The sequence below is a fragment of the Bradyrhizobium cytisi genome (genome assembly GCF_008123515.1).
Lineage (GTDB): Bacteria > Pseudomonadota > Alphaproteobacteria > Rhizobiales > Xanthobacteraceae > Bradyrhizobium > Bradyrhizobium cytisi.
This window is the reverse complement of sequence record NZ_VSSR01000078.1, coordinates 13,614-35,003: the sequence shown is the minus strand read 5'-3', so window position 1 is coordinate 35,003 and position 21,390 is coordinate 13,614. Positions and strand designations below refer to the sequence as shown.

Here is a 21,390-nt window from a genome sequence, read left to right as displayed (position 1 = left end):
GCGCCAGCGCGATGACATTTTAGCGCATCGCAGCCAGCTAACCATCCACTTAGGTCGTGAGCCTCCGACGTGCGCATTCCATTGCCCGAATCATCGTGCGTGCGGTAACGATTGATACAACCCTTAAGTTGAGCGGTGAGCGGTGGAAGATATAACTGCAGCGGAAATGGTAGCCAGACTTGCGCAAAAGTGTTTTGCCCGCAATCCGGTCGTTATTCTGGGAAGCGGCGCGTCGCTCCTTCATGGCCTGCCGGGCATGTCCGAACTTCAGGCGGCCCTTGTCGCCAACATTCATACTGACAACTTGGAAGAGGGAAGCGCTTGGCGGGCGGTTCAGGATGCTCTTAACCACGGCGATCACCTCGAAAAGGCGCTGACAAATACAAACCTGCCCACCTCTCTCGTTATCAAGATTATCCAGGCGACATGGAGATGCATCAATCTAAAGGATCGAGATGTTTATCTTCGCGCATTGGCGGGCACTGAAACTTTTCCAGTTAGCAAGCTCTTCCAGAAATTATTTCAAAGCAGCAACACAACGATCAACATCGTCACGACCAACTATGATCGTGTCGCCGAATACGCGAGCAACAATGTCGGCTTGGTTCACTCCACCGGATTCGTGCCGGGATATATCCAGATGAGGGAAGGTGGTGACCGTGTAGCGCTCTTTCGGGGCGCAAAGCTGGCTCGGACTGTTCGCATCTGGAAAGTGCACGGATCGTTGGATTGGTTTGAAAGGGAAGACGGGACAACAGTCTGCGCGCCCTTGTTTGAAGTGCCTCCTGCTTCGCTGACTCCACTGATTGTCTCACCCGGAGTGAGCAAATTCCAGCGCACACACGATGAGCCGTTCCGATCGGCAATCCAGGGCGCCGACCGTGCTTTGGAGCATGCAGAAGGATATGTCTGCGTCGGCTTTGGGTTTCGAGATACCCATATCGAACCCAAGCTCGTCGAACGTTGCCGTCAGACGAATGTTCCAATCACCGTCTTGGCGCGGGCCCTGACGGACGAAGCTAAAGCGTTTTTGAAGTTGAAGGCCGGAACCAGCTATCTAGCTTTTGAAGAAATTCCAGGTGGGACTCGTGCTTATACACACGAGTACACGCCGCGCGCGCCAAAGGGGCTATCTGACGAACAGCTCGCGCTGATGGAACGGGAATCAGCCTCGCTCGCACGCGAGTTCAAGGTTGCCGAGCAAACCTATGGCACTGATCATCTCGACCTGGTGCTGGCTGTCGGTTACCTCTCCAAGCTGTTACGCAACGGCAAGGTGGTCGGTTATCTCGTCAAGCATTTCCAGGAGCTGCTGTTCGAATTTCAGAAAATCAGCGAGAGTGAGAACGTGGCGGCGTGAACTGGCTGGTCGGCACAATGTTAAACGGCAGGCGCCGGACCGCTTCCCTGGAACCGCAACCCGGGTTAAGATCGTCTGGTTGATCGATCTGAGTTCGCAGTTGCGAATGGCAGCAGAGGTTGCCCCCATGCAAAGTCTGATCTTTGACGCCACCAGCGTTCGTCGCGTCGTCGATCATTCGATTACTGCAGCAACACAGAATTCAATGACGGTTCGGAACGCACAAACTGGTGCGTTTGAGACCAAGGGGGTCTCCCGTCCTGCGATCATCCTTGCGCGCGATTACGGTCTCTATCTGATGTCGAATGGGCTGCCTCGCGATATCGTCCGCGACGAACTCTCATTCGCGGCCTATGCCCAAGGCTGCAATCCATTCCAGGATAGTGACTGGCGCCGCATATCGCGCGAATTGGTTGGAGACGACGATCTTAGTCTCGTTTTGCCGTGGGCCCACGACCTAAAAGCGTATATCGAGGCTGGCGCGCGGACTATCGTTTTGAACCTGAACGACGGCGATATCGAGATTGCAGCAGGATAGCCGATACAAAGAGTTGGACGCTTCGACCTTTTGAGTCAAATTCTAGTCGCTCGCGTATGCGTTGTTATGGAACCACTCAGCCAACGACCGAACCCTAACCATGTGATCGGGAAGCTCGACGCAACGTTGCTACGTGCATTGAGGCGTTATGGAATATCGTAGGCCGCTCCGCCTCAAGGCAAGGTGCCCGCGCAAGATCGCGGCCGCGCGACATCATCTGTCGCCGGGCCGTACCCGAATGTGGTCGGTGGTGAGATACTTGCGTTCTCCCGTTTTTAGCACACCCTTTGACAGCTCCTTTTCGTCAACAAGCTCTCGAACCAAGCCGTAACCGACTTTGCCGCAGGGCTTGTAGCCGAGGCGAGCAAACCGGCATTGACCGGCGTAGACCTTCGCTGAAAGCTCTCGACTGTACTCGGCCGCCATCACTCTCTTGATGTTCTTGACGATGCTGGCCAGCATGCTGCCATCGTTGTCAAATTGCTCGGCGCAGTAGACCACTTTGATGCCAGCGCGCTTGCAGACAAATTCGTAATGCGCGCTTTCGTCCACGTCCTGAAAACGACCCCAGCGGCTCACGTCATAAACTAGGACGTGGCCAAAATCCGCTTCTCCCGTCTGAACATCGTCGAGGAGTTGAATGAGGCCGGCTCGGTTCTTTATGAGGAGGCCGCTTTCTCCCTCGTCTCGGTAGGTGCGAACAATCGTTAGATTGTGGGCGTGCGCGTGCGCCGCGATTACGGCAGCCTGATTCTGTATAGAGTACTGCTGTCGGTCCGTTGACATGCGAACGTATTGGGCCGCCCGACATGTCTTTTGCGCTGTCGGGACGAGAGACTTGCGCACAATGAGGTCATTGCCCATTGGCCATCTCCTAAGACCACGCCCCACCTGCGATAAAGCGCCGCCATCGATCTCACAGCAAGTGCGCCCGCTGGCCAGCCATGAATCGTTTCCAAATGTTGCTGATTGTGTTAGGGGAGTTGCACATATCAAAAAGTGTGCCGGGCTCACCCGTTATGAATTTGGTTCAAAGAGTAAAGCGTAAGGTATTCCAACCACGGGAAGTCCTTGAGGGGTACGAGAACCCTGAGTTGGTCGAAACGATTTTCCTCAAAACAATCAACTACAAGCCTGGCGGCAACTGGCCGCTGGTCGTGGGTGTACGCACGGTTCTCGATTTCGGGGGCGGAGCCGGGTTACATTACAAGACTGCGTGCCAGCAGTCTCCGGACATTCGCTGGGCTGTGGTTGAAACGCCGGCGATGGTGCGGCGCGCCAAGGAGCTTGCGACGGACCGACTTATGTTCTTCGAGCGCATTGAGCACGCCGCAGGTTGGCTCGGAAGCGTCGATCTGGTCCACTCAAATGGGGCCATCCAGTACGTACCCGACGCGATAGAGACCATTAAAGCTCTTTGCTCCATCCGACCGGCAAAGTTGGCTTGGCACCGCGTCCCAATCAGCGAGGGCGAGCCTAAGCGAGAGATTCAGACATCCTATCTGAGCGACAACGGACCAGGTTCGTCACCTGCGTCTAAGGAAAAGCTTGTGAGATACGAGCGGAATTGGCTATCCGGGCAAGCGTTCATCCAGGCTCATGAAGGCTACAGGGTCGCCGATCGAGGGCCCGATCCGAACGAGCGGGCCACGCAGCAATTCAGGTTTGCGCCTCTTTAGCCGCCCAAGCGGGTATCCTCGCTTCTTCAGGAAAGTGCGCGACGGAGGTGTCGGAACCAGCTCGACCGTTCGTTTGCTCCAAGCCATCCATAAGCGTTTCTGCCCAAATTTCGGCCCGCCACTGGACGGGCTTCCTGCGCTTGTCCCTTGTTACCGGCCCGGTTGCGCTACCACCAGGAGCATCTTGGAGGAGGGTCCTTTTTGCCAGCCGAGAGGTTCTAGCGTACACCGGTAGAGCAAGTTTTTTTGTAGATTCTCTCCCTCCGCCATTCCACGATTCTGTAAGCCAAGCTACGATCTTCTACGATCCTAACAGCGCGGTTGAGCGCCTATCAGGCCGTGTCGGCGATCTCCTGGATCGCTCCCCCCGCGATAGGCTTCCTGTGGCTGCTAACGGGTGCGGTCGAACCCCTCATTGCCAGCGCGGAAAGATCACGCTGGCGTTGATGCCCCCGAAGCCGAATCCGTTGGAGACCGCATGCTCCATCGTCATGCGCCTGGCATCGCCGGGATCGCTTCCGCTCTTCCGGCCGCGCCGAGCAGATGACCGGTTGCCGATTTGGTGGCGCTCACATGGTTGCTTTCGATCATGCGCTCATTCTGTCGCCAATACAGCGCGAGCCAGCTCCGACGGATTCTCGACCGCGGAGAAATGGCCGGTGTTCTTGGGCGTCACCATCTGCGAGGCTGGAATCGGCGACCGGGTGCGTTGGCGTTCATTGGGCCGAGACCAATCGCTATCGCCATAAACGAGCGTCACGGGTGCCGAGATGTGCCGATAGTAGTCGCGGGCCTTGCTCCAGGAGCGCCAACCCGCCAGCACCTTGCGTGCGACCCGCTTGTATCCCGCGTCGAAGCTCGCGCTCGGATCAATTTGGTGAGTGGCCGTGGCCCGGGAGGTCAATAGAGTACACCGTATGTATGAGAAGCAGCGGAGGCCCGCTGCCGGTCTTTTGGAAACGTACGCTTAGCTTGTCCGATATCTTCAGCAAGCTTGGCTTGGCTTCGGTCGGGCTGAGCATTCGATCTCTCCGTGTTTCGAGGAGCGTGCTTTCAGGCGGCAGCGGCGTCGCGAACCTGTTCGGCCGCGGCATCCAGAAGCGCCTGAGCCAGATCAGGGTCGTTGACGACGCGCGAGAGCGTCACCGCGCCAACCATCGTCGCGAGAATGGCCATCGCTTTGCCGCGGGAGGTCTCGTCGCCGGTCCCGGCGACGAAACGGCTGAGCACGTCGAGATGGGCCTTGATCCCGGCCTCGAATGCCGCCTTGACGTCGGGGCCCTGTCGGGCGGCATCTGAGCCGAGTGCCACGATCGGGCAGCCGTCCATCTTTTCTTCGCGATGGTCGCCACTGAGGTAAAACCCGATCACTGCGCTAAGCGGATCATCAGGATTTTGGGCGGCTGCGTCCGACCATCGGCCGGTCGCGCTCTCCAATGCCCGCCTGGACGCCTCGACCGCCAGATCCTCTTTCGACGCGAACTGCTTGTAGAAGGCGCCTTGGGTCAGCCCGGCCCCCTCCATCAGATCCTTGAGCCCGATGCCATCGAATCCGCGCTCCCTGAAGAGGCGACTTGCCACATTGATCACGGTTTGGCGGTTCTCCGCGGCCTGAACGCGACTTACTCGCATCGGCATCCTCCGAAGTTAGATTGCGCTCGAACTCTAATAGGCTAAATAGCGGCCGAACGCAATCTAACAAGAATCATCTCCCCCTTCTTCTTTTAGATTGCATTCGAACTCTAAGCGAGATATAGAGTTCAACCGAAATCTAAATTTGGGAGACTGAGATGAAGATGCGGGGTTTTGCGGTCTTGGCCGGTATTTTGATCCCGGCGGGGGTGGCCACGTTCGTTAGTCTTGGCATTTTCGCCCCAGAAGCCTCCGCCGTGGGCGACCCGAGGCAGGAACCGCCGATGGTCAGCTTGGTCACGGCCGCACGGGTGAGCGGATCCGAGCGCGGGTTTACGGGCACTATCGGCGCGAGAGTGGAAAGCAATCTCGGCTTTCGCGTCGCAGGCAAGATCGTCGAGCGGCTGGTGAATGTCGGTGAGCAGGTCAAAGCCGGGCAGTCGCTGATGCGGATCGACGAAACCGACCTGCGCCTCGCGGTCGCAGCGAAGCGCAACGCCGTCGCCGCCGCGCGTGCAAGTGTCGTTCAGACCGAAGCCGATGAGCGGCGATACGCCAACCTGGTGAACGACGGATGGACTTCCAAACAGCGCTATGAGCAGGCGAAGGCCGCGTCGGATACTGCCAGTGCGCAACTCGCCGCGGCCGAAGCCGACGCTCGCGTCGCCGAGAACCAGGCGACCTATTCCGTCCTGCTGGCCGATGCGGACGGAACGGTTACCCAAACGCTTGGCGAGCCGGGACAAGTGGTCTCCGCCGGCCAAGCGGTCGTTCGGCTGGCACAGTCCGGTCCTCGCGAAGCTGTGGTGGCGCTTCCCGAAACGATCCGACCCGCGATCGGCTCGCTCGCCGAGGCGAGCCTGTATGGGAGCGATGGACGCCGCTATACCGCGCATCTCCGGCAGTTGTCGGATTCCGCCGATCCCCAGACCCGCACCTATGAGGCCCGCTACGTGCTTGATGGTGAGGCCGCGGCGGCACCGCTTGGCGCGACGGTCACCATTCGGCTCGCAAGCCAGGAGAGTCAGCCGGAAGTCCAGGTGCCGCTGGGAGCCCTGCTCGATGACGGCAGAAAGACCGGCGTCTGGGTCTTCGACAACGCTACCTCGACCGTTCACTTTCGGTCCATCAAGCTTGTGCGTGTGACCAGCGAAGCCGCCGTGATCTCCGGGCTGAGCTCTGGTGATCCCATTGTTTCGCTGGGCGCTCATCTCCTGCAGGACGGCGCTCACGTCAGGACTGCCTCTGAAAGCCGGAGCAACTGAAGCGTCTCAATCTTTCCGCGCTGGCCGTTGGAGAAGCCACATGCTGTACAGCTACATCGTCGAGCAAGAAATCCGAAAGACCTTCGACCACGTCAACAACCATCGCTGGGATGAAGCGGTGAAAGCAGTCGCGCCGCATGTCCATCACCGCGTTTCCGGCGCCCACGCCCTTGGCGGCGAGCGCCACGACAAACAGGCTGTGCGCCGCTGGTTTGAGCGGCTCGGACGCGTCCTGCCCACTCTCCATCTCACGGTCAACAATGTCTGGGTGAAGGGCTGGCCCTGGAACACCACTGTCTTTGTCGAGTGGGACGGCACCGCAACGCTGCTCGACGGCGACGCCTCGTACGTCAACCGCGGTCTCCACGTATTCACTCTGCGGTGGGGCAGAGTCCATGCACTCGAGGAATTTCAAGATTCACAGCAAGCCGCTCGTGGGCTTGGCGTCCAAGCGGCAGCTGGCCTCACAGAGGCTGTCGCCGAACCAATTGTGAGTTAGCAGATGAACCTCAATCTTTCCGCGATCGCTGTTCGCGAACGGGCCGTCACCCTGTTCTTCATCCTCCTGCTGGCGGCCGCGGGCGCCTACGCCTTCTTCATGCTCGGGCGGGCGGAGGACCCCTCCTTCACCATCAAGACCCTGACGGTCACCACCGTGTGGCCGGGCGCGACAGCACGCGAGATGCAGGACCAGGTCGCCGAACCCTTGGAGAAGCGGATTCAGGAACTGACCTGGTACGACCGGGTGGAGACGACGACGCGGCCCGGCTATGCGTACATGACGGTTACGCTGAAGGACAGCACGCCGCCATCGAGCGTGCAGGAGGAATTCTACCAGGCCCGCAAGAAGCTTGGGGACGAAGCGCGCAAGCTGCCCCCTGGCGTGCTCGGCCCCTTCGTCAACGACGAATATTCGGACGTGAGCTTCGCCCTCTATGCCCTCAAGGCCAACGGCATGCCGATGCGCGAACTCGCCAGGCAAGCCGAGACCATTCGCCAGGATCTCCTGCATGTACCCGGCGTCAAGAAGATCAACATCCTCGGGGAACGCCCCGAGCAGATATTCATCGAGTTTTCCTATGCCAAACTGACAACCCTCGGCGTATCGGCACCGGACATTGTTGCCGCCTTGCAGCGGCAGAACACGGTCACACCGGCAGGCTCGATCGACACCAAGGGGCCGCAGGTCTTCATCCGGGTCGATGGTGCTTACGACAGCGTTCAGGCGATCGCCGACACGCCGATCGTCGCTGCCGGGCGAACGCTGAAGCTTTCCGACATTGCCGAGGTCCGCCGCGGCTACGAGGATCCACCCACCTACATCATCCGACACCAGGGTGAGCCCACAATCATGCTCGCGGCCGTTATGCAGGAGGGCTGGAATGGTCTCGCGCTCGGCACGGCACTAGAGGAGCGGTCCGCAGCTATCGCTCGGACACTGCCACTCGGGATGAGCCTGGCCAAGGTCAGCGATCAGGCCGTCAACATCACCTCGGCGGTTGACGAGTTCATGATGAAGTTCGCGATGGCACTCGGCGTGGTGCTGCTGGTCAGCCTGCTCAGCCTCGGCTGGCGCGTCGGCATCGTTGTCGCGGCTGCCGTCCCCCTGACGCTCGCCGTCGTGTTCCTCATCATGCTGGAGACCGGCCGGTTCTTCGACCGCATCACGCTCGGCGCCCTGATCCTGGCGCTTGGTCTTCTCGTCGACGATGCCATCATCGCAATCGAGGTGATGGTGGTGAAAATGGAAGAGGGCATGGACCGCATCTCGGCGGCGGCCTATGCGTGGAGCCACACTGCGGCGCCGATGCTGTCGGGCACACTCGTGACGATCGCCGGCTTCCTGCCCGTGGGCTTCGCCCGCTCGACGGCCGGCGAATACGCCGGCAACATCTTCTGGGTCGTGGGGTTCGCTCTCGTCGTCTCCTGGATCGTCGCGGTGGTCTTCACGCCCTATCTGGGCGTCAAGATGTTGCCCGCGATCAAACCGATCGAAGGTGGTCACCACGCGATCTACGGTACGCCGAACTATCGGCGCCTGCGCGCGCTCATTACCTTCGCCGTGCGCCACAAGTTCGTTACCTGCGGCATCGTCGCCATCGCTTTCGCGCTTTCCGTCGTCGGCATGGGTGGAGTCAAGCAGCAGTTCTTCCCGACGTCCGACCGCCCCGAAGTGCTGGTGGAGGTTCGCCTGCCGGAAGGCACCAGCATCGAGACGACAACCGCCACGGTCGAGAAAGTCGAACACTGGCTGCAGGACCAACCGGCGGCCAAGATCGTCACGAGCTATGTCGGTCAGGGCGCTCCCCGCTTCTTCTTCGCGATGGCGCCGGAGCTGCCTGATCCGGCCTTCGCCAAGATCGTCGTGCTGACGCCGGACGCGGAGGCGCGCGAGGCTTTGAAGCATCGGCTCCGACAGGCGGTGTCACAGGGCCTTGCACCTGAGGCCAATGTACGCGTCACCCAGCTCGTGTTCGGACCCTATACGCCTTTCCCTGTGGAGTTTCGGGTCATGGGTCCCGACCCCGCCCAATTATACGCGGTTTCTCAAAGGGCCCTCGAGGTCATGCGCGGCGTTCCCGACGTGCGGCAGGCGAATCGCGACTGGGGTGATCGTACGCCCGTGCTCCGTTTCATCCCGGATCAGGATCGATTGAACCTCATCGGCCTTTCGCCAGCCGAAGTGGGCCGGCAGCTCCAGTTCCTCCTCACCGGCATCACGGTTACGCAGGTCCGCGAGGACATCCGCAATGTCCCCATCGTGGCGCGCAGCGCCGGCGGTGAGCGACTGGATCCGGCGCGCCTGGCGGATTTTTCGTTGACGAGCCGGGACGGCCGATCAATTCCGCTCGATCAGGTCGGCCATTCGGAAGTCCGATTTGAAGAGCCGATTCTGAAGCGCCGCGATCGCATCCCTGTCGTCACGATACGCTCGGACATCAATGAGGCGACCCAACCTCCGGAGGTCTCTAAGGAGATCAAGATCGCCCTTCAGCCGCTGATCGCATCCCTGCCGGCCGGCTATCGTATCGAGTTGGGCGGATCGATCGAGGAGGCAACCAAGGCCAACGACGCGCTGGCGACGATCTTTCCCGCCATGATCGCTGCCATGCTGATCGTCATCATGCTGCAGGTGCGATCCTTCTCGACGATGGCCATGGTCGTGCTGACGGGACCGCTTGGCCTCGTTGGTGTCGTGCCGATGCTGCTGACCTTTCACCAGCCCTTCGGATTCAATGCGATTCTGGGCCTGATTGGACTGGCGGGCATCCTGATGCGCAACACCCTGATCTTGACCGAACAGATCAAGGAGAACCTTGCCGCCGGACTTGATGACTATCACGCCGTTATCGAGGCAACGGTGCAGCGCACGAGGCCTGTGATCCTGACCGCACTTGCTGCCGTGCTAGCGTTCATCCCCCTCACGCATTCCGTTTTCTGGGGGTCGATGGCCTATACGCTGATCGGCGGCACCGCAGTCGGAACGGTGTTGATCCTGCTGTTCCTCCCCGCGCTTTACGCTGCCTGGTTTCGGATCAAGCCCACCGCAGATGATATGCACGAGGTCTCGCGCGAGGAGCCGGAATTGCGACCAGCAATGGCTGCCGAATAAGGCTCCGTTACTCCAATGGATCGTCCGGTCCGAACGGGAAAAGAGTCCGACGAGGCCCGCGCGCGGATACTGGGAGCGGCGGAGGAGCGCTTTCGCCGCGTCGGTCATCACAGGACGTCGGTGGCCGACATCGCCGCTGAACTCGGCATGAGCCCGGCCAATATCTACCGTTTCTTTCCTTCCAGGAATGCAATCAACGAGTCCGTCTGCGGGCGTCTCATGAACGAGGTTGCCGACATCGCTTTCGCGATCGCACGCACCAACGCGCCGGCCGGGGAGAAACTCGACCAGCTTCTGACCGCCGTTCACCACCACAACAAGATGATGCTGGTCGGGGCACGGCCCATGCACGAGTTGATCGTCGCTGCCACGCAGGGAAACTGGCCGATCATCAAGGCGCATATCGAGCGGATGCTGACGATTTCTGAGGCGATCATACGCGAAGGCACCGAAGCGGGCGAGTTCGACGTCGAGGATGCCGTGCAAGCGGCGCGGGCGGTTAGATCCGCGTTCACGCCATTCTTTCATCCAATTCTGATCGAGCACTGCGTTCAGCACGACGGAACCGAAGCACGTCTGCGCGACCAGATACGCTTTATCCTGAAAGCTCTCGGCAAGACCGGTTAGCCAGTTTCCTATTTCCAGCCTACACCGAGGCCTGAGGTGCAGCGGGCAGCTGGTTAGTGGTAGCGAGGACCGTAGGTGCCCACGCGCCGAGATAACAAACAGCCCGTACATCGACGCGGATCGACTGCCACTCTCTTTACACGATCACAAAGTTCGATGCGTGCAACTGGCTGATCGCGGTGTCGATGAAATCGAGAGACCCTGCGTTAGGAGCACTGCCCAGGGCAAGCTGGGTCCCGCCATGTCCGTCGCTCTTTAGCGCGCTCATGATGTCGGCGACGGAGTGGTAATTGCCTGCGCCGTTTCCAAGGTCGATGACGCCGAGCGGGTCATTACCGAATCCGGACATCGTATCGATTTGGCTGCTGGAGTTGACAGAGACGGTCAGACCCGTGCCGTGATCGTTGATGTTGACATGGGCCGGGCCATTGATGATCGCCTGATTGCCGAACCCGACAAAGTTGAACTGGTCTGATCCGCCATTGACGGTAATGACGTCCAGGCCAATCTGGTTTGTCACACTTGCCGTGGACCCGTTGAGCGCCACGTGATTGGCGACTCCGCCAAGTTCGATTGTATCGTGGCCCGCGCCAGCAACGACGTTATCCGCTCCGTTGCCGGCTATGATCGTGTTCGTTCCGGAACCGACGGTGATCTGGTTGACCATCCCGCCGAGATTCACGGTGTTGTCGCCATCACCGAGCGTGACGCTGTTGGCGCCGCCTCCGCCCGTGACGAGATCGTTGCCATTTCCAAGCATGACCGTGTTGCCAAATCCGGAGAGCGTCACTTGGTCGTTGCCGTTGCCAGCCGTCGTTAGGCTGGTGCCGTCACCGGGATGGACAAGATTATCGCCGTTGCCCAGCGCGATGATGTTCCCGTAGCCGCTGGCGTCGATGGTGTCGTTGCCATGACCGAGCGTAATCATGGTGGCGCCTGTCGATCCCGTCACCGTGATATTGCCGTCGCCACCGGTTACGCGGTTGCCGAACCCCTCCAGGTGGACGGTGCTGTCGCCGCTCGGCACGTCAACCGTGCCGTATAGTCCGGCGTAGATCGTGTCGTTCCCGCCATTGCCGTGGATAATATTGAACATACCATAGGCGTGGATGATGTCGTTGCCCGTCGTGCCCTGAATGGTCGCATAACCGGATGCGGGGCCGTCGATCGTCGTGGGACCGGCTTGATGTGTGTCTATGACAGAGGTGTGGGCGTCGCTGACGGTCAAGCCCACGCTGCTTGTGTCGCTCAGCGTGAATATGGTCGTTGCGCTGCCGTCTCCGTGCGGCGAGGACACAAAGGTGAGCGCGTGCAGTTCGGCGGTCAGCTTGTCAGCGCTGGTCGCTGCAAGCTCGTAGATTCCATTTCCAAGCGAGGTCAATCCTGTCCCGGACAGAATGCCGGCCGCGCCCGCGAGGGTGATGAGGAGGCTATCCGTTGCTCCCGCGTTTGGATCTGTGATCGTTACGGTCGCGAATGGATTGATCGCAGCTTCGTTGCTGGTCGCTTGTCCCGATACGACTCCAGCGATGGAGGGCAGCGCTGCGGCCGTCAGCAGAATGCCGCCGGAGCCGTCTTTCGTGATGCCGAAACGCGTAACCGACGTATCCGCCAGTGAGAAGGTCTCGCTGGCCGCACCGTTGCTGACCGTGAGCTTCGAGCCAGATACAGTCGCCGTCGCGACGCTGGCATAGGACAGCCCAGAAAGATCGATCTGGTCACCAAGCGAGATGCCCTTGATCTGGCTTGCAAAGGTCGATGGGCCCGAAACCAGCTTCTGCTCAATCTTGAATGTGCCTTGGCCGGAGAAGGTGATCGCGTCGTCCGACATCGCGCCCGCCTTGAGATCGAGCGTGCCGCCGGCGATCGTGGTCGCGCCGACAACGCCACCCGATTCGACGAGTTCCGCGGCGCCACGATAAATTGTCGACGCGTTCGCAGTGCCTTGATCCAGCACATCAAGCATGCCGCCGTTCAAAGTCGTGGAAGTGACGATGCCGCCGTCCGAGACGGAGATGCTTCCTGAATTGAGCATCGTTCCGCTCGCTGTGCTGGCGTCGACCGCCGGTGCGCTTGGGTCGCTCGTGGGGTCTGCAATCGACCCCGAAACCGTCATCACACCGCCATTGATAGTGGCGTTCTTGGCGATCCCCGCCCCGGACAGGTGCAATTGGCCGCCGCTGCCGACGACAGCTGAATCGACTTCACTTCTGATGACGAAGGCGTATTGGCCCCCGGGAGAATGATAGACGGTTTCTCCCGAAGCATTGACGATGCCGCCTGATTTGACAATTGTGCCGCTGGCAATGCCCCCATTGGTGAGATTCTGGACGCCGCCGGCATTGACGGTCGTTGACGTAACGATGCCAGTATCGACATCTTGCGCGCCGCCATTGTTGACGGTCGTATGATCGGCCCGCCCTGGACCCGGCTCATCGTGTATATAGAGGCCGGTTACACGCTGAATGCCGCCCATGTTGATCGTGGTGTAACTCGCGGTGGAGATAAGTCCAACATCCTGTTCGCCGCCATTGATAACGGTGTTGCTGGCGGTGCCTCCTTCGCCGTAGTTACCTAAGATTTCCTCGCCGCCCGCTGATATCGTCGTGTTCGTGGCTGTGCCGAACACCTCAAAGAGTATGCCGTTCGACACGGTGAAGCCGTTTTCCGTGTAGCCATAGTCGATAATAAACGTTGCGCCACTCTGGAAGGTGGTATTGGACAGCGTCGCGCCGGCTTCAGCGATAAGCGTTCCGCCTGCGGAGATACTACTGTTATTGAGGACACCGCCGTCCAAAACCGCTAGCGTCACGCTCTTCGCGACCGTAAATCCGTTCTCGATCGTGCCGTCGCCGATCTCGAGAGTGCTGCCGGCGTTGAAGACTGTCCCCGAAAAATTGGCGTTACCAAGCACGATTAAAGCGCCGTACTGATTGACGGTCGTGTTGGTCGCGGTTGCGCCAGCGGACAGTTGCATCGTTCCGTAATTGATTATCGTGCCGGTCGCTGTGCCACCAGCATCCACATTCAGCCTGCCGAAGTTTTGGAGGGTGGTCCCGGATACCAACGCTCCGTTCGATACCGTCAGGATTCCAAAACTTTCGACGGTGGTGCCGGTCGCCATGCTAGCGTCGACGGCGGGCTGGCCCGGGACGTTGGCGAACGGATCCGGTATCGATCCCGAGACGGTCATGGCGCCGCCGTTGACGATGGTGTTCACTGCAGTCCCGCCGCCAGTGACGTCGAATTCACCCTGATAGTTGATGGTTGCCGCGGTCGCCACGCTTTGGATAACCGGCGGCGGATACACCGGCGCCGTTTCCACGGTTTCACCTGAAACTTTGAGAACGCCGCCGGAATTGACGATCGTGCCGCTGGCGCTGCCGCCGTTCGTCACGTTCTGGACGCCGCCGGAATTGACGCTCGTCGCGGTTGCGCTGCCCGTGTCGATGTCCTGCTCGCCGCCGTCATTGATCGTGGTGTGATCAACCTCGCCGGGAGTTGGACCTTCATGGACAAATTCGCCAGTGACGCGCTGGATTCCGCCCTGGTTGATGGTCGTGTAGCTGGCGACGCCGTCGAAGATAACGTCCTGTTCTCCGCCATCGATGACAGTGTGGGTTGCCGTGCTCGTTGAGAAAGATCCGCCGACCGTCTGCAAGCCGCCAGTTTGGATCGTCGTGTTATCGACGGAAGCGCCGCCACTGACATCCATCGTGTCGCCATTGTGGATGGTAATGCCACTGGCGGGAGGAATAACCGTCATATGAATGCTCCACGTTCGGTGCTTGGAAAATCAAACGAGCAAAGCAAAATCATGCGAGGGCTATTCAACCTAAAACTGCGATGGCTGAAAATGTCTGTCAAGCGGTTGCTGTCTCTGAACGAAATGTTGAACGGATGCTCGCACGATTTCTGCTGCCGAAATCGTGACCTGCATATGCGTGCATATTGCTGGATCAGTTTATCGACAGCATGACGAAAATTGCGGCGGCCACCCGTTCTCGAGTGTCTGCGCGAAACTTTTGCGGCACATGGTGGGGTATGGAAAGTTCCATCGTCGTGTCGTGGCCCCGCGAAGGTCCGAGCCCGGTTCCCCTCTCTCCGCCAACCGGACTTATCACGCCAACTTCCACCGCCCGTCCCCTGCGCGCTTCAGCGCGGGATCGCTCACCCGCACATGCTCCGCGAGGAAATCGATGAATGCGCGCACCCGCGCCGGCAGCGGCGCCGTATGGCCGACATAGACGGCGTGGATGTCTTCGCGGTCGCCGGGATTATAGTTTTGCAGCACCGGCACGAGGCGGCCGGCTTCGATGTCGGGGCCAATGTGGAAGAGGGCAAGGCGGGCAAGCCCGACGCCGCCGAGCGCAAGGCGGCGGGCTATCTCGCCATCGCTGGCGCGGGCGGCCGGCGGCGGCACGGCTTCCTCGGTGTGCTCGCCGCGCTTGAACGGCCAGCCGCGGATCGAGCGCGGAAAGGTCCAGCCGATGCCACGGTGCTCGGCGAGATCCGCCGGCGACTTCGGTATGCCCGCGCGGGCAAGGTAATCCGGGGCGCCGACCACGACCATGCGGCTGGAGCCAAGTTTTCGCGCGACGAGACGTGACGTGCGCAGGGGACCTGCGCGGATGGCGACATCGGCGCGCTCCTGCATCAGGTCGATCAGGGTGTCGGTCAGCACGAGGTCGAGCGTGACGTCGGGATGTTTGGCGAGAAAGCGCGGAATCAGCGGCATCACGTGCAGCATGCCGAAGGGGATGTTGCTGTTGACCGTGAGGCGGCCGCGGGGCGTGGCGCCGGATGCGGCTTCACGTTCGGCTTCCTCCATCTCGCCGAGGATGCGCACGGCGCGTTGGTAGAAGGCCTGGCCTTCCTCCGTCAGCGTGAGCTTGCGCGTGGTTCGGTTGATCAGCCGCGAGCCGAGCCGCGCCTCAAGCCGAGAGATCAGCTTGCTGACACCTGATGGAGTCAGCCGCAGTTTTCGCGCGGCCTGGGTGAAGCCGCCGAGGTCGATAACGCGGACGAAAACCTCCATCTCGGCGGAGCGGTTGGTGTCGAAACGGGCCATATTGAATTCACGTCACAAATGATTGGATTGTGGACATTCTAATGGTTTTGCTGCGGCGCGGCTATCTGCGTGGCTCGTCTTCACCCATCGGAGTCACGCATGCCTCCCGCCGTTCTCGCGCTCACCGCCGGTGCCTTCGGCATCGGCACCACCGAATTCATCATCATGGGCCTGCTGCTCCAGGTCGCAGCCGACATGCATGTGTCGGTGCCGGTCGCGGGCCTGCTCATCTCCGGCTATGCGCTCGGCGTGTTCGTCGGCGCTCCTGTGCTGACGCTAGCGACCCGGCGGCTGCCGCGAAAGACCGTGCTGCTGGCGCTGATGGCGATCTTTACGCTCGGCAATGCAGCCTGTGCGCTCGCGCCGAACTACGGATTGTTGATGGCCGCGCGGGTGCTGACCTCGCTGGCCCACGGTACCTTCTTCGGCGTCGGCTCGGTGGTGGCGACCAGCCTCGTCGCCGAGGACAAGCGCGCCTCCGCGATCTCGACCATGTTCATCGGCCTCACGGTCGCGACACTGCTCGGCGTGCCCTTCGGCGCCTGGTTCGGCCTGATGCTCGGCTGGCGCGCGGCATTCTGGGCGGTGACCGTGATCGGCGTGATCGTCTTTGCGGTGGTGGCGGCGCTGGTGCCAGGTCACGTCGGTAACGGCGACAAGCCGATCTCGCTGGCCGAGGAGATTGCCGTGCTCGGGCGAGGACAGGTGCTGCTCGGCCTCGCCATGACCGTGTTCGGCTTTGCCGGCCTGTTCGTCGTCTTCACCTATATCCAGCCGATCCTGACGCGCTTCACCGGCTTTTCGGAAGCCTCGGTTTCGCCGATCCTGCTGGTGTTCGGTGTCGGGCTTGCGATCGGCAACGTCGCCGGCGGCAAGCTCGCCGATCGTGGTCTCGCGCGTGCGCTGACCGGCACGCTGGCCGCGCTCGCCATCGTGTTGCTTGGCCTCTCCGCCGTGCTGTCGGTCAAGATCCCCACCATTGCGCTGATCCTGTTGCTTGGCATCGCGTCGTTTGCGACCGTCGCGCCGTTGCAGTTGCGCGTGCTGGAGGCGGCCGGCTCGAGCGGCCGCACGCTCGCATCGAGCCTCAACATCGCCGCGTTCAATCTCGGCAACGCGCTCGGCGCCTGGGCCGGCGGCATCACCATCGATCGCGGGTTCGGCCTTTCCGCGCTGCCGCTGGTTGCGGCCGGGATCACCGCAATTGGACTCGTGCTGGCGCTGTGGAGCCTTCAGCTCGACCGCAGGCAGGCCGCAGTTGCGGCGTGCCCGGCGGAATAGCGGCATCATCGAGCATGGAAAAGCTTGGTTCGAAGGATGTCAGCCAAATCGCTGGGCGCACGCCTCTATGAACGAGCAGGCCTGCTCTTTCGATTGGAACAGTCCACGGGTCTGCCAAAGCCGCGCAACTGCGTGTGTAGTATCTCTGTCGAAGGTCGCGAAAGCATTTCTATGAACGGCCAGAAACGGCGATTCCCGCGCTTCGGCCAGCCTTCTCGCTGCTTCCGACTTGTCGCTGAACTGCCAAATGACGGGACATTCCTGGCCATCGAATCTGTATAAATCCGAAAAGTCGCCATAAGTATGCAGCAGGTAGCCGGCATACAGCGCAAACTCAGTCATCTGCTTGCTTCTCGCGCGCTCGAGAAACGCATATGAGAATATCGTCTTCTCGCGAGCTTCAACGTATTCGATCAACTCACGGACGACGGAGGCCGAGAGAACAAACGGAGTGATGGGTGGCATGAATTTCCTAATTGCGGCCTCGTCGATCCGAAAATACCGGCACGTGCTCTCGAAGTAGGCGCGCAAAGGATGCTGCTGGAAATTCCGGACATATGAACGCATGAATTGCCCGTCGACCGTCTCGAGATAGGCTCGCGACAACGGATTGACCAAATGGTTCTTCGCATCCAGCACAATGTAGCGAGGCGTCTCGATCGTGCGGGCAACCATCAGCTTCAGAGCCTGCTGGCGATACCAGCCCGCCGTATGCGGAAATGCACCAAATGCACAGGCTTGCATGAAGCGCACCCGCGGCGCCAGCCGGCCGTAGCAGTTGAAGAGCCGGGTCCGATCGAGCTCTCCCTCATCGGAGTTGTCGATGACGACGATGCTGCTAACGAAGCCGTCACGATCATCGAGAAACCGGTGCAGCGAACAAGCCTGGAGCTCTAGGAGCGGTTGATCCAGCGCATGTGAAACTGTCACGACGGTATATGGCATGGGAGCAGTCAAACCGTCCTGATCCGAGAATTGCTGTAGCGCTGATCGTGCATGATGCTACGCAGACGTGCGGCATGGTATCTTATCTGGTGTTCGCACGAAGCACCCCGCTTGGCCTCTATCCTCGCGCGGATGAACCGAAGGAGGGTTTTGCCGTCGATCTTTCCGTGCAGATAATTGGCGTAAGCGTCGTGACAATGCCGGTACATCTCCTTCAGGTCGGCATTGACGCGCAGTCTGGCATGCGACCCAAGGCCCGTAGTCGCCGCCGAAGTCAGGGAGTCTGGTCTCATCCTGCGCCAATACAGGACCTCGCTCGTCCAGGACACCGATCCGGCAAGCAGAAAGAGATTGGTCAGGAGAACATCGTAGCCGAATTTGAAGCCACCATAGAACCCTCCGAGAGCGGCGAGCGACGACCGCCGAAACAATCCATGATGAGGCGCTCGATACTGCAGCCGTTGGTCTAGCAATCCTTGCGGTCCGGCCGAAAAAATTCGTTCGCCGGCTTCAATTCGGTCATGACGATCGTGAAACCGGCGCAACGTCGAAAAAGCATAATCGGATCGGTTTGTGCAGAGCTTATTCAACAAGGTCTCGACGCGGGTGGGAACGCTCCAATCGTCGGCATCCTGCACTAGCAGGAACGGATCCTCCGTTGCTGCGGCGGCTACAGCCCGACAGAAGTAGGGCCCCCGGTTTTCTCCCAGGTCAAATCGAATCAGCCTTGGATCGTCGATCTGGGACAAAATAGGCCACGGGTTGGTGGGATCGCCATCGCTAACGACGATCACCCGGATTTTCCGGTGCGATTGTTCAAGGAGGCTCGTGACCGAGTGATAGAGATACGAGTTGCACCGGTAAGTCGGGATGCAGGCAGTTATCCAGAGGTCGCGAATGGCGCGATCCGTCATCGCTGGATCATCTGAAAGCTGCCGGCATCCGGAGGCGGACGTTTTGCGTCCGCGCTGATGCGGGTTCGGCAGGGACACGCTTGTTCGGCTGGGCTAGTCGCCATCGCATCGCTCCTTGAGCAGGGAAAATTTGTCGGCAAACCAGCGGAAATCCCGCGAGAAGGACTGGTGCAATCGAGCACGGTGATTCCAAATTCCATTGCTGGCGACTTCGGCCAGCCAGCTCGCGAGAGCAGCAGGTGCAAGCGTCGCATAATAGTCGTATGTCTGAACGAGCAGTTCTTTCGGCAGATAGCAGCAGGCAAAGCGTAGATAGTTGCGGTGAAGCACCGCGCTGTTGTCTTGAAGGAACGAGCCAACATCGGACCGCGGCCGGAAGCGATGACTTATCAGTAGCTCCGGAACAGTTCTGATCTCACAGCCGCTCAACCACGCGCGGAGGCTGAATTCGGGCTCGGCCGCGCCGTAGAGCGGCAATGACTCGTCATAACCGCCGAGCCGCCAAAATGTCGATTGTTCGATCACCGTGCCGGTACACGCGGCTATCGGTGCGAAGCCGCCATATCCGTCGGCTTTGGGTATCCAGGTGACGCCCATCGACGGTAGCAGCAGCTGACAACCATAGCCGCGGAACGAGGACGCCATGTCGCCGACGGTTGCAGCGAGGATTCGTCGGCTCGCGAGGTTCTGCCAGATGGGCAAGTCCCAGTTCGGGGGGAAACGGGTATTGCCATCGGTGATGACATAGATGGGATAGCGCGCCACGCGCGCTCCGCGATTGCGGGCGAAGGGGATTCCCGACCAGCTTTCGAGACGTATCACGACGAGGCTGGCCTCGCCGTAGCAATCCGCGACCGGCATTAGGCCGTCACATGAATTGTCCGTTGATCCGTCGTCAACGACGACGATCTCCACCGGAAACGAGCGCGATCGTCCCGACAGAATCGACTCCACCGTTTGTACGATCCGGTCGCCCTCATTCCTGACTGGAATAATGACACTCACCGGCGTGATTCGCATGTTTTGGCTGCTCATTCCGGTCTTTGTAACGACGAGCATTCCGCTATCGAGGAGCGCCTTCAAGCGGTTCGACCGTGACGCGAACCTTATTCCTCCTTCGACTCGCGCATCACGCCATCGCCGAGCGCGACGACTGCAACCACGCCGACGACGACCAGTCCAACAACACCCACCACACCGAGGGCGGACGATCGGATCAACTTGCTGACTGCACGCTGACCGAAGTCGGACAACGGGGGCGGCGGAGGGGACGGCGCATCCGGGGGAGTCGCGTATGCCGGATAGGCTGGTGACGCCGGCGGCACCCACGCCGATCTTGCAATGCCCGTGGTGCCGCTACCATTGGGCGGTGGACTTGGCGGCTTGGGTGGTTTCGGAGGTTTAGGAGGCTTTGGGGGAGGCTTGGGTGGCTTTGGAGGCTTGGGCGGTTTAGGGGGCTTGGGTGGCTTCGGCGGGGGAACAGGAATCTTGCCGCCCAGCGAGTTGAAATCCTTGATCAGCTGAGCCCAATCGACGCCGTTCGGAGCTTTGTCCTTCCCCTTTTCGAGCTGATCGGGCGTGAACAATACGTAAGCATCACCATGGTTCGCGGCGGAGCAGTACTTCTTGATCGCCTTCCACGTCATGGTGCCGAGAAGACCCCAGCTGTCGATGATCACACCATCCGCGGTGTATCCGACGCCAGCAACGCAATGCCCATTTTTCTCGACGGGCGGCCCAGCTGCGTCCCAGACAAAATTAGGCGCAGAAGGTGCCGGACTTATCCATTTGTTAGGAAGCTCCAGCCCGAGAAACAGGTTCTCGAACAGATAAAGCGCCGCGGCCAACTCGTTCCTGTTCGTCGGATCCACCGCTAGTGATCCGAGAAGCTTGGTCCCGTTAGCGAAGCCGTGTTCGAACCAGTAGTTGAGGGCTGTCGACTCATCGCAACCATTGTCGGTGCTGTCGTCCCCCGGAACATATCCGCCGATCGCGCTGTAGTCTGCGATAATCTGCTGCGAGGAAGCCGTAAACAGGTCATTGGCGTTGCCTGTCTCCACGCCGACCACGTGATAGCCGCTCGCTATAACGCAGTCACCCAACTGGGAATTGAGATAGTCGTTATCGAGAACCGGCTTAGCCGGCGCACTGTAATCGACGGCGGGAGGTGGCTTGGGAAGCTTCGGCAGCAGGTAGTTCTTGAGGAAGAGCCGGGGCCCCCGGGCGACCGGTCTGCGTCGCCCCATTTTTACGGTTCGATTGAGGTGCGGCAAATAAATCTTTTTTAAAGCCATAAGAACAAGGCCCTTAACCTAACGGTTTGAAGAGGTTTCAATGCGAAGAATAAAAATCAATTAACATGAGTCACTGTAATCTATGGTTGTATGGAGTGCAATCGCTTGAGGTCGGGATTTTTGGCCTCGTGTGTCGGCTTGAAATGGCACGGCCCTGCAAGCAGAGATTCT

At 60.1% G+C, this 21,390-nt stretch carries 17 protein-coding genes and 1 pseudogene; 8 read left to right on the top strand and 10 right to left on the bottom strand.

Features of this window, described 5'->3' with window-relative positions; genetic code table 11:
- Nucleotides 1-142: 142 nt before the first annotated feature.
- Together FXB38_RS36895 and FXB38_RS36890 are read left to right on the top strand one after the other, a co-directional pair.
- Nucleotides 143-1,360 (top strand): plasmid partitioning protein RepB C-terminal domain-containing protein, encoded by a 1,218-nt coding sequence (locus FXB38_RS36895; protein ID WP_148755845.1) that lies wholly within the window; start codon nucleotides 143-145, stop codon nucleotides 1,358-1,360.
- 79 nt (nucleotides 1,361-1,439) lie between these two features.
- A complete protein-coding gene (locus FXB38_RS36890) occupies nucleotides 1,440-1,898 on the top strand; it encodes a DUF3085 domain-containing protein (RefSeq protein WP_148755844.1) in 459 nt (152 codons plus the stop codon).
- 213 nt (nucleotides 1,899-2,111) lie between these two features.
- Here the strand turns inward: FXB38_RS36890 and FXB38_RS36885 are convergent, their stop codons facing one another.
- Nucleotides 2,112-2,762, bottom strand: a complete 651-nt coding sequence (locus FXB38_RS36885) for a recombinase family protein (protein ID WP_148755843.1) — start codon at nucleotides 2,760-2,762, stop codon at nucleotides 2,112-2,114.
- Between the two features lie 95 nt (nucleotides 2,763-2,857).
- Here FXB38_RS36885 and FXB38_RS36880 point away from each other — a divergent pair, with 95 nt between their 5' ends.
- On the top strand, nucleotides 2,858-3,577 hold the full coding sequence (locus FXB38_RS36880) for a class I SAM-dependent methyltransferase (RefSeq protein ID WP_148755842.1): 720 nt from the start codon (nucleotides 2,858-2,860) through the stop codon (nucleotides 3,575-3,577).
- 412 nt (nucleotides 3,578-3,989) lie between these two features.
- Here the strand turns inward: FXB38_RS36880 and FXB38_RS36875 are convergent.
- The 3 genes and pseudogenes from FXB38_RS36875 to FXB38_RS36865 all read right to left on the bottom strand — a co-directional run.
- Nucleotides 3,990-4,150: pseudogene (locus FXB38_RS36875) on the bottom strand (beta-ketoacyl-ACP synthase II); the annotation flags it as partial.
- A 22-nt stretch (nucleotides 4,151-4,172) separates the two neighbouring features.
- Nucleotides 4,173-4,481 carry an alpha/beta fold hydrolase gene (locus FXB38_RS36870; protein ID WP_246230415.1) on the bottom strand — a complete coding sequence of 103 codons (309 nt, stop codon included), beginning with the start codon at nucleotides 4,479-4,481 and terminating at the stop codon, nucleotides 4,173-4,175.
- A 149-nt stretch (nucleotides 4,482-4,630) separates the two neighbouring features.
- Nucleotides 4,631-5,209, bottom strand: a complete 579-nt coding sequence (locus tag FXB38_RS36865) for a TetR/AcrR family transcriptional regulator (protein WP_148755841.1) — start codon at nucleotides 5,207-5,209, stop codon at nucleotides 4,631-4,633.
- A gap of 158 nt (nucleotides 5,210-5,367) precedes the next feature.
- Here FXB38_RS36865 and FXB38_RS36860 point away from each other — a divergent pair, with 158 nt between their 5' ends.
- The 4 genes from FXB38_RS36860 to FXB38_RS36845 are packed head-to-tail and all read left to right on the top strand — an operon-like array spanning nucleotide 5,368 to nucleotide 10,714.
- On the top strand, nucleotides 5,368-6,474 hold the full coding sequence (locus FXB38_RS36860) for an efflux RND transporter periplasmic adaptor subunit (RefSeq protein WP_148755840.1): 1,107 nt from the start codon (nucleotides 5,368-5,370) through the stop codon (nucleotides 6,472-6,474).
- A 40-nt stretch (nucleotides 6,475-6,514) separates the two neighbouring features.
- Nucleotides 6,515-6,973, top strand: a complete 459-nt coding sequence (locus FXB38_RS36855) for a nuclear transport factor 2 family protein (protein WP_148741716.1) — start codon at nucleotides 6,515-6,517, stop codon at nucleotides 6,971-6,973.
- A 3-nt stretch (nucleotides 6,974-6,976) separates the two neighbouring features.
- Complete coding sequence (locus FXB38_RS36850) at nucleotides 6,977-10,087, top strand: efflux RND transporter permease subunit (RefSeq protein WP_148755839.1); 3,111 nt, start codon at nucleotides 6,977-6,979, stop codon at nucleotides 10,085-10,087.
- Nucleotides 10,088-10,102: 15 nt separating this feature from the next.
- Nucleotides 10,103-10,714 (top strand): TetR/AcrR family transcriptional regulator, encoded by a 612-nt coding sequence (locus FXB38_RS36845; RefSeq protein WP_148755838.1) that lies wholly within the window; start codon nucleotides 10,103-10,105, stop codon nucleotides 10,712-10,714.
- Nucleotides 10,715-10,850: 136 nt separating this feature from the next.
- Here the strand turns inward: FXB38_RS36845 and FXB38_RS36840 are convergent, their stop codons facing one another.
- Complete coding sequence (locus FXB38_RS36840) at nucleotides 10,851-14,480, bottom strand: hypothetical protein (protein ID WP_148755837.1); 3,630 nt, start codon at nucleotides 14,478-14,480, stop codon at nucleotides 10,851-10,853.
- A 354-nt stretch (nucleotides 14,481-14,834) separates the two neighbouring features.
- A complete protein-coding gene (locus FXB38_RS36835; RefSeq protein ID WP_148755836.1) occupies nucleotides 14,835-15,785 on the bottom strand; it encodes a LysR family transcriptional regulator in 951 nt (316 codons plus the stop codon).
- Between the two features lie 99 nt (nucleotides 15,786-15,884).
- Here FXB38_RS36835 and FXB38_RS36830 point away from each other — a divergent pair, with 99 nt between their 5' ends.
- Nucleotides 15,885-17,066, top strand: coding sequence for an MFS transporter (locus FXB38_RS36830; protein ID WP_148755835.1), 1,182 nt, complete (start codon nucleotides 15,885-15,887; stop codon nucleotides 17,064-17,066).
- Between the two features lie 39 nt (nucleotides 17,067-17,105).
- Here FXB38_RS36830 and FXB38_RS36825 read toward each other — a convergent pair whose 3' ends face one another.
- The 4 genes from FXB38_RS36825 to FXB38_RS43250 form a co-directional block, all read right to left on the bottom strand.
- On the bottom strand, nucleotides 17,106-18,011 hold the full coding sequence (locus tag FXB38_RS36825) for a DUF6492 family protein (protein WP_148755834.1): 906 nt from the start codon (nucleotides 18,009-18,011) through the stop codon (nucleotides 17,106-17,108).
- A gap of 8 nt (nucleotides 18,012-18,019) precedes the next feature.
- Entirely contained in the window at nucleotides 18,020-18,925 is a 906-nt protein-coding gene (locus FXB38_RS36820; protein ID WP_148755833.1) for a glycosyltransferase family 2 protein, read from the bottom strand.
- Between the two features lie 93 nt (nucleotides 18,926-19,018).
- A complete protein-coding gene (locus tag FXB38_RS36815; protein WP_148755832.1) occupies nucleotides 19,019-20,008 on the bottom strand; it encodes a glycosyltransferase family 2 protein in 990 nt (329 codons plus the stop codon).
- Nucleotides 20,009-20,031: 23 nt separating this feature from the next.
- Entirely contained in the window at nucleotides 20,032-21,219 is a 1,188-nt protein-coding gene (locus FXB38_RS43250) for a hypothetical protein (protein ID WP_187435415.1), read from the bottom strand.
- Nucleotides 21,220-21,390: the final 171 nt, after the last annotated feature.

Bases quoted from the DNA above. Each gene is read 5' to 3' on its own strand.
- FXB38_RS36820 (WP_148755833.1), bottom strand. From the start codon at position 18,925: ATGACGGATCGCGCCATTCGCGACCTCTGGATAACTGCCTGCATCCCG.
- FXB38_RS36850 (WP_148755839.1), top strand. From the start codon at position 6,977: ATGAACCTCAATCTTTCCGCGATCGCTGTTCGCGAACGGGCCGTCACC.
- FXB38_RS36845 (WP_148755838.1), top strand. From the start codon at position 10,103: ATGGATCGTCCGGTCCGAACGGGAAAAGAGTCCGACGAGGCCCGCGCG.
- FXB38_RS36835 (WP_148755836.1), bottom strand. From the start codon at position 15,785: ATGGCCCGTTTCGACACCAACCGCTCCGCCGAGATGGAGGTTTTCGTC.
- FXB38_RS36860 (WP_148755840.1), top strand. From the start codon at position 5,368: ATGAAGATGCGGGGTTTTGCGGTCTTGGCCGGTATTTTGATCCCGGCG.
- FXB38_RS36840 (WP_148755837.1), bottom strand. From the start codon at position 14,480: ATGACGGTTATTCCTCCCGCCAGTGGCATTACCATCCACAATGGCGAC.
- FXB38_RS36855 (WP_148741716.1), top strand. From the start codon at position 6,515: ATGCTGTACAGCTACATCGTCGAGCAAGAAATCCGAAAGACCTTCGAC.
- FXB38_RS36880 (WP_148755842.1), top strand. From the start codon at position 2,858: ATGTTGCTGATTGTGTTAGGGGAGTTGCACATATCAAAAAGTGTGCCG.
- FXB38_RS36865 (WP_148755841.1), bottom strand. From the start codon at position 5,209: ATGCGAGTAAGTCGCGTTCAGGCCGCGGAGAACCGCCAAACCGTGATC.
- FXB38_RS36825 (WP_148755834.1), bottom strand. From the start codon at position 18,011: ATGCCATATACCGTCGTGACAGTTTCACATGCGCTGGATCAACCGCTC.
- FXB38_RS36885 (WP_148755843.1), bottom strand. From the start codon at position 2,762: ATGGGCAATGACCTCATTGTGCGCAAGTCTCTCGTCCCGACAGCGCAA.
- FXB38_RS36830 (WP_148755835.1), top strand. From the start codon at position 15,885: ATGCCTCCCGCCGTTCTCGCGCTCACCGCCGGTGCCTTCGGCATCGGC.
- FXB38_RS43250 (WP_187435415.1), bottom strand. From the start codon at position 21,219: ATGGCTTTAAAAAAGATTTATTTGCCGCACCTCAATCGAACCGTAAAA.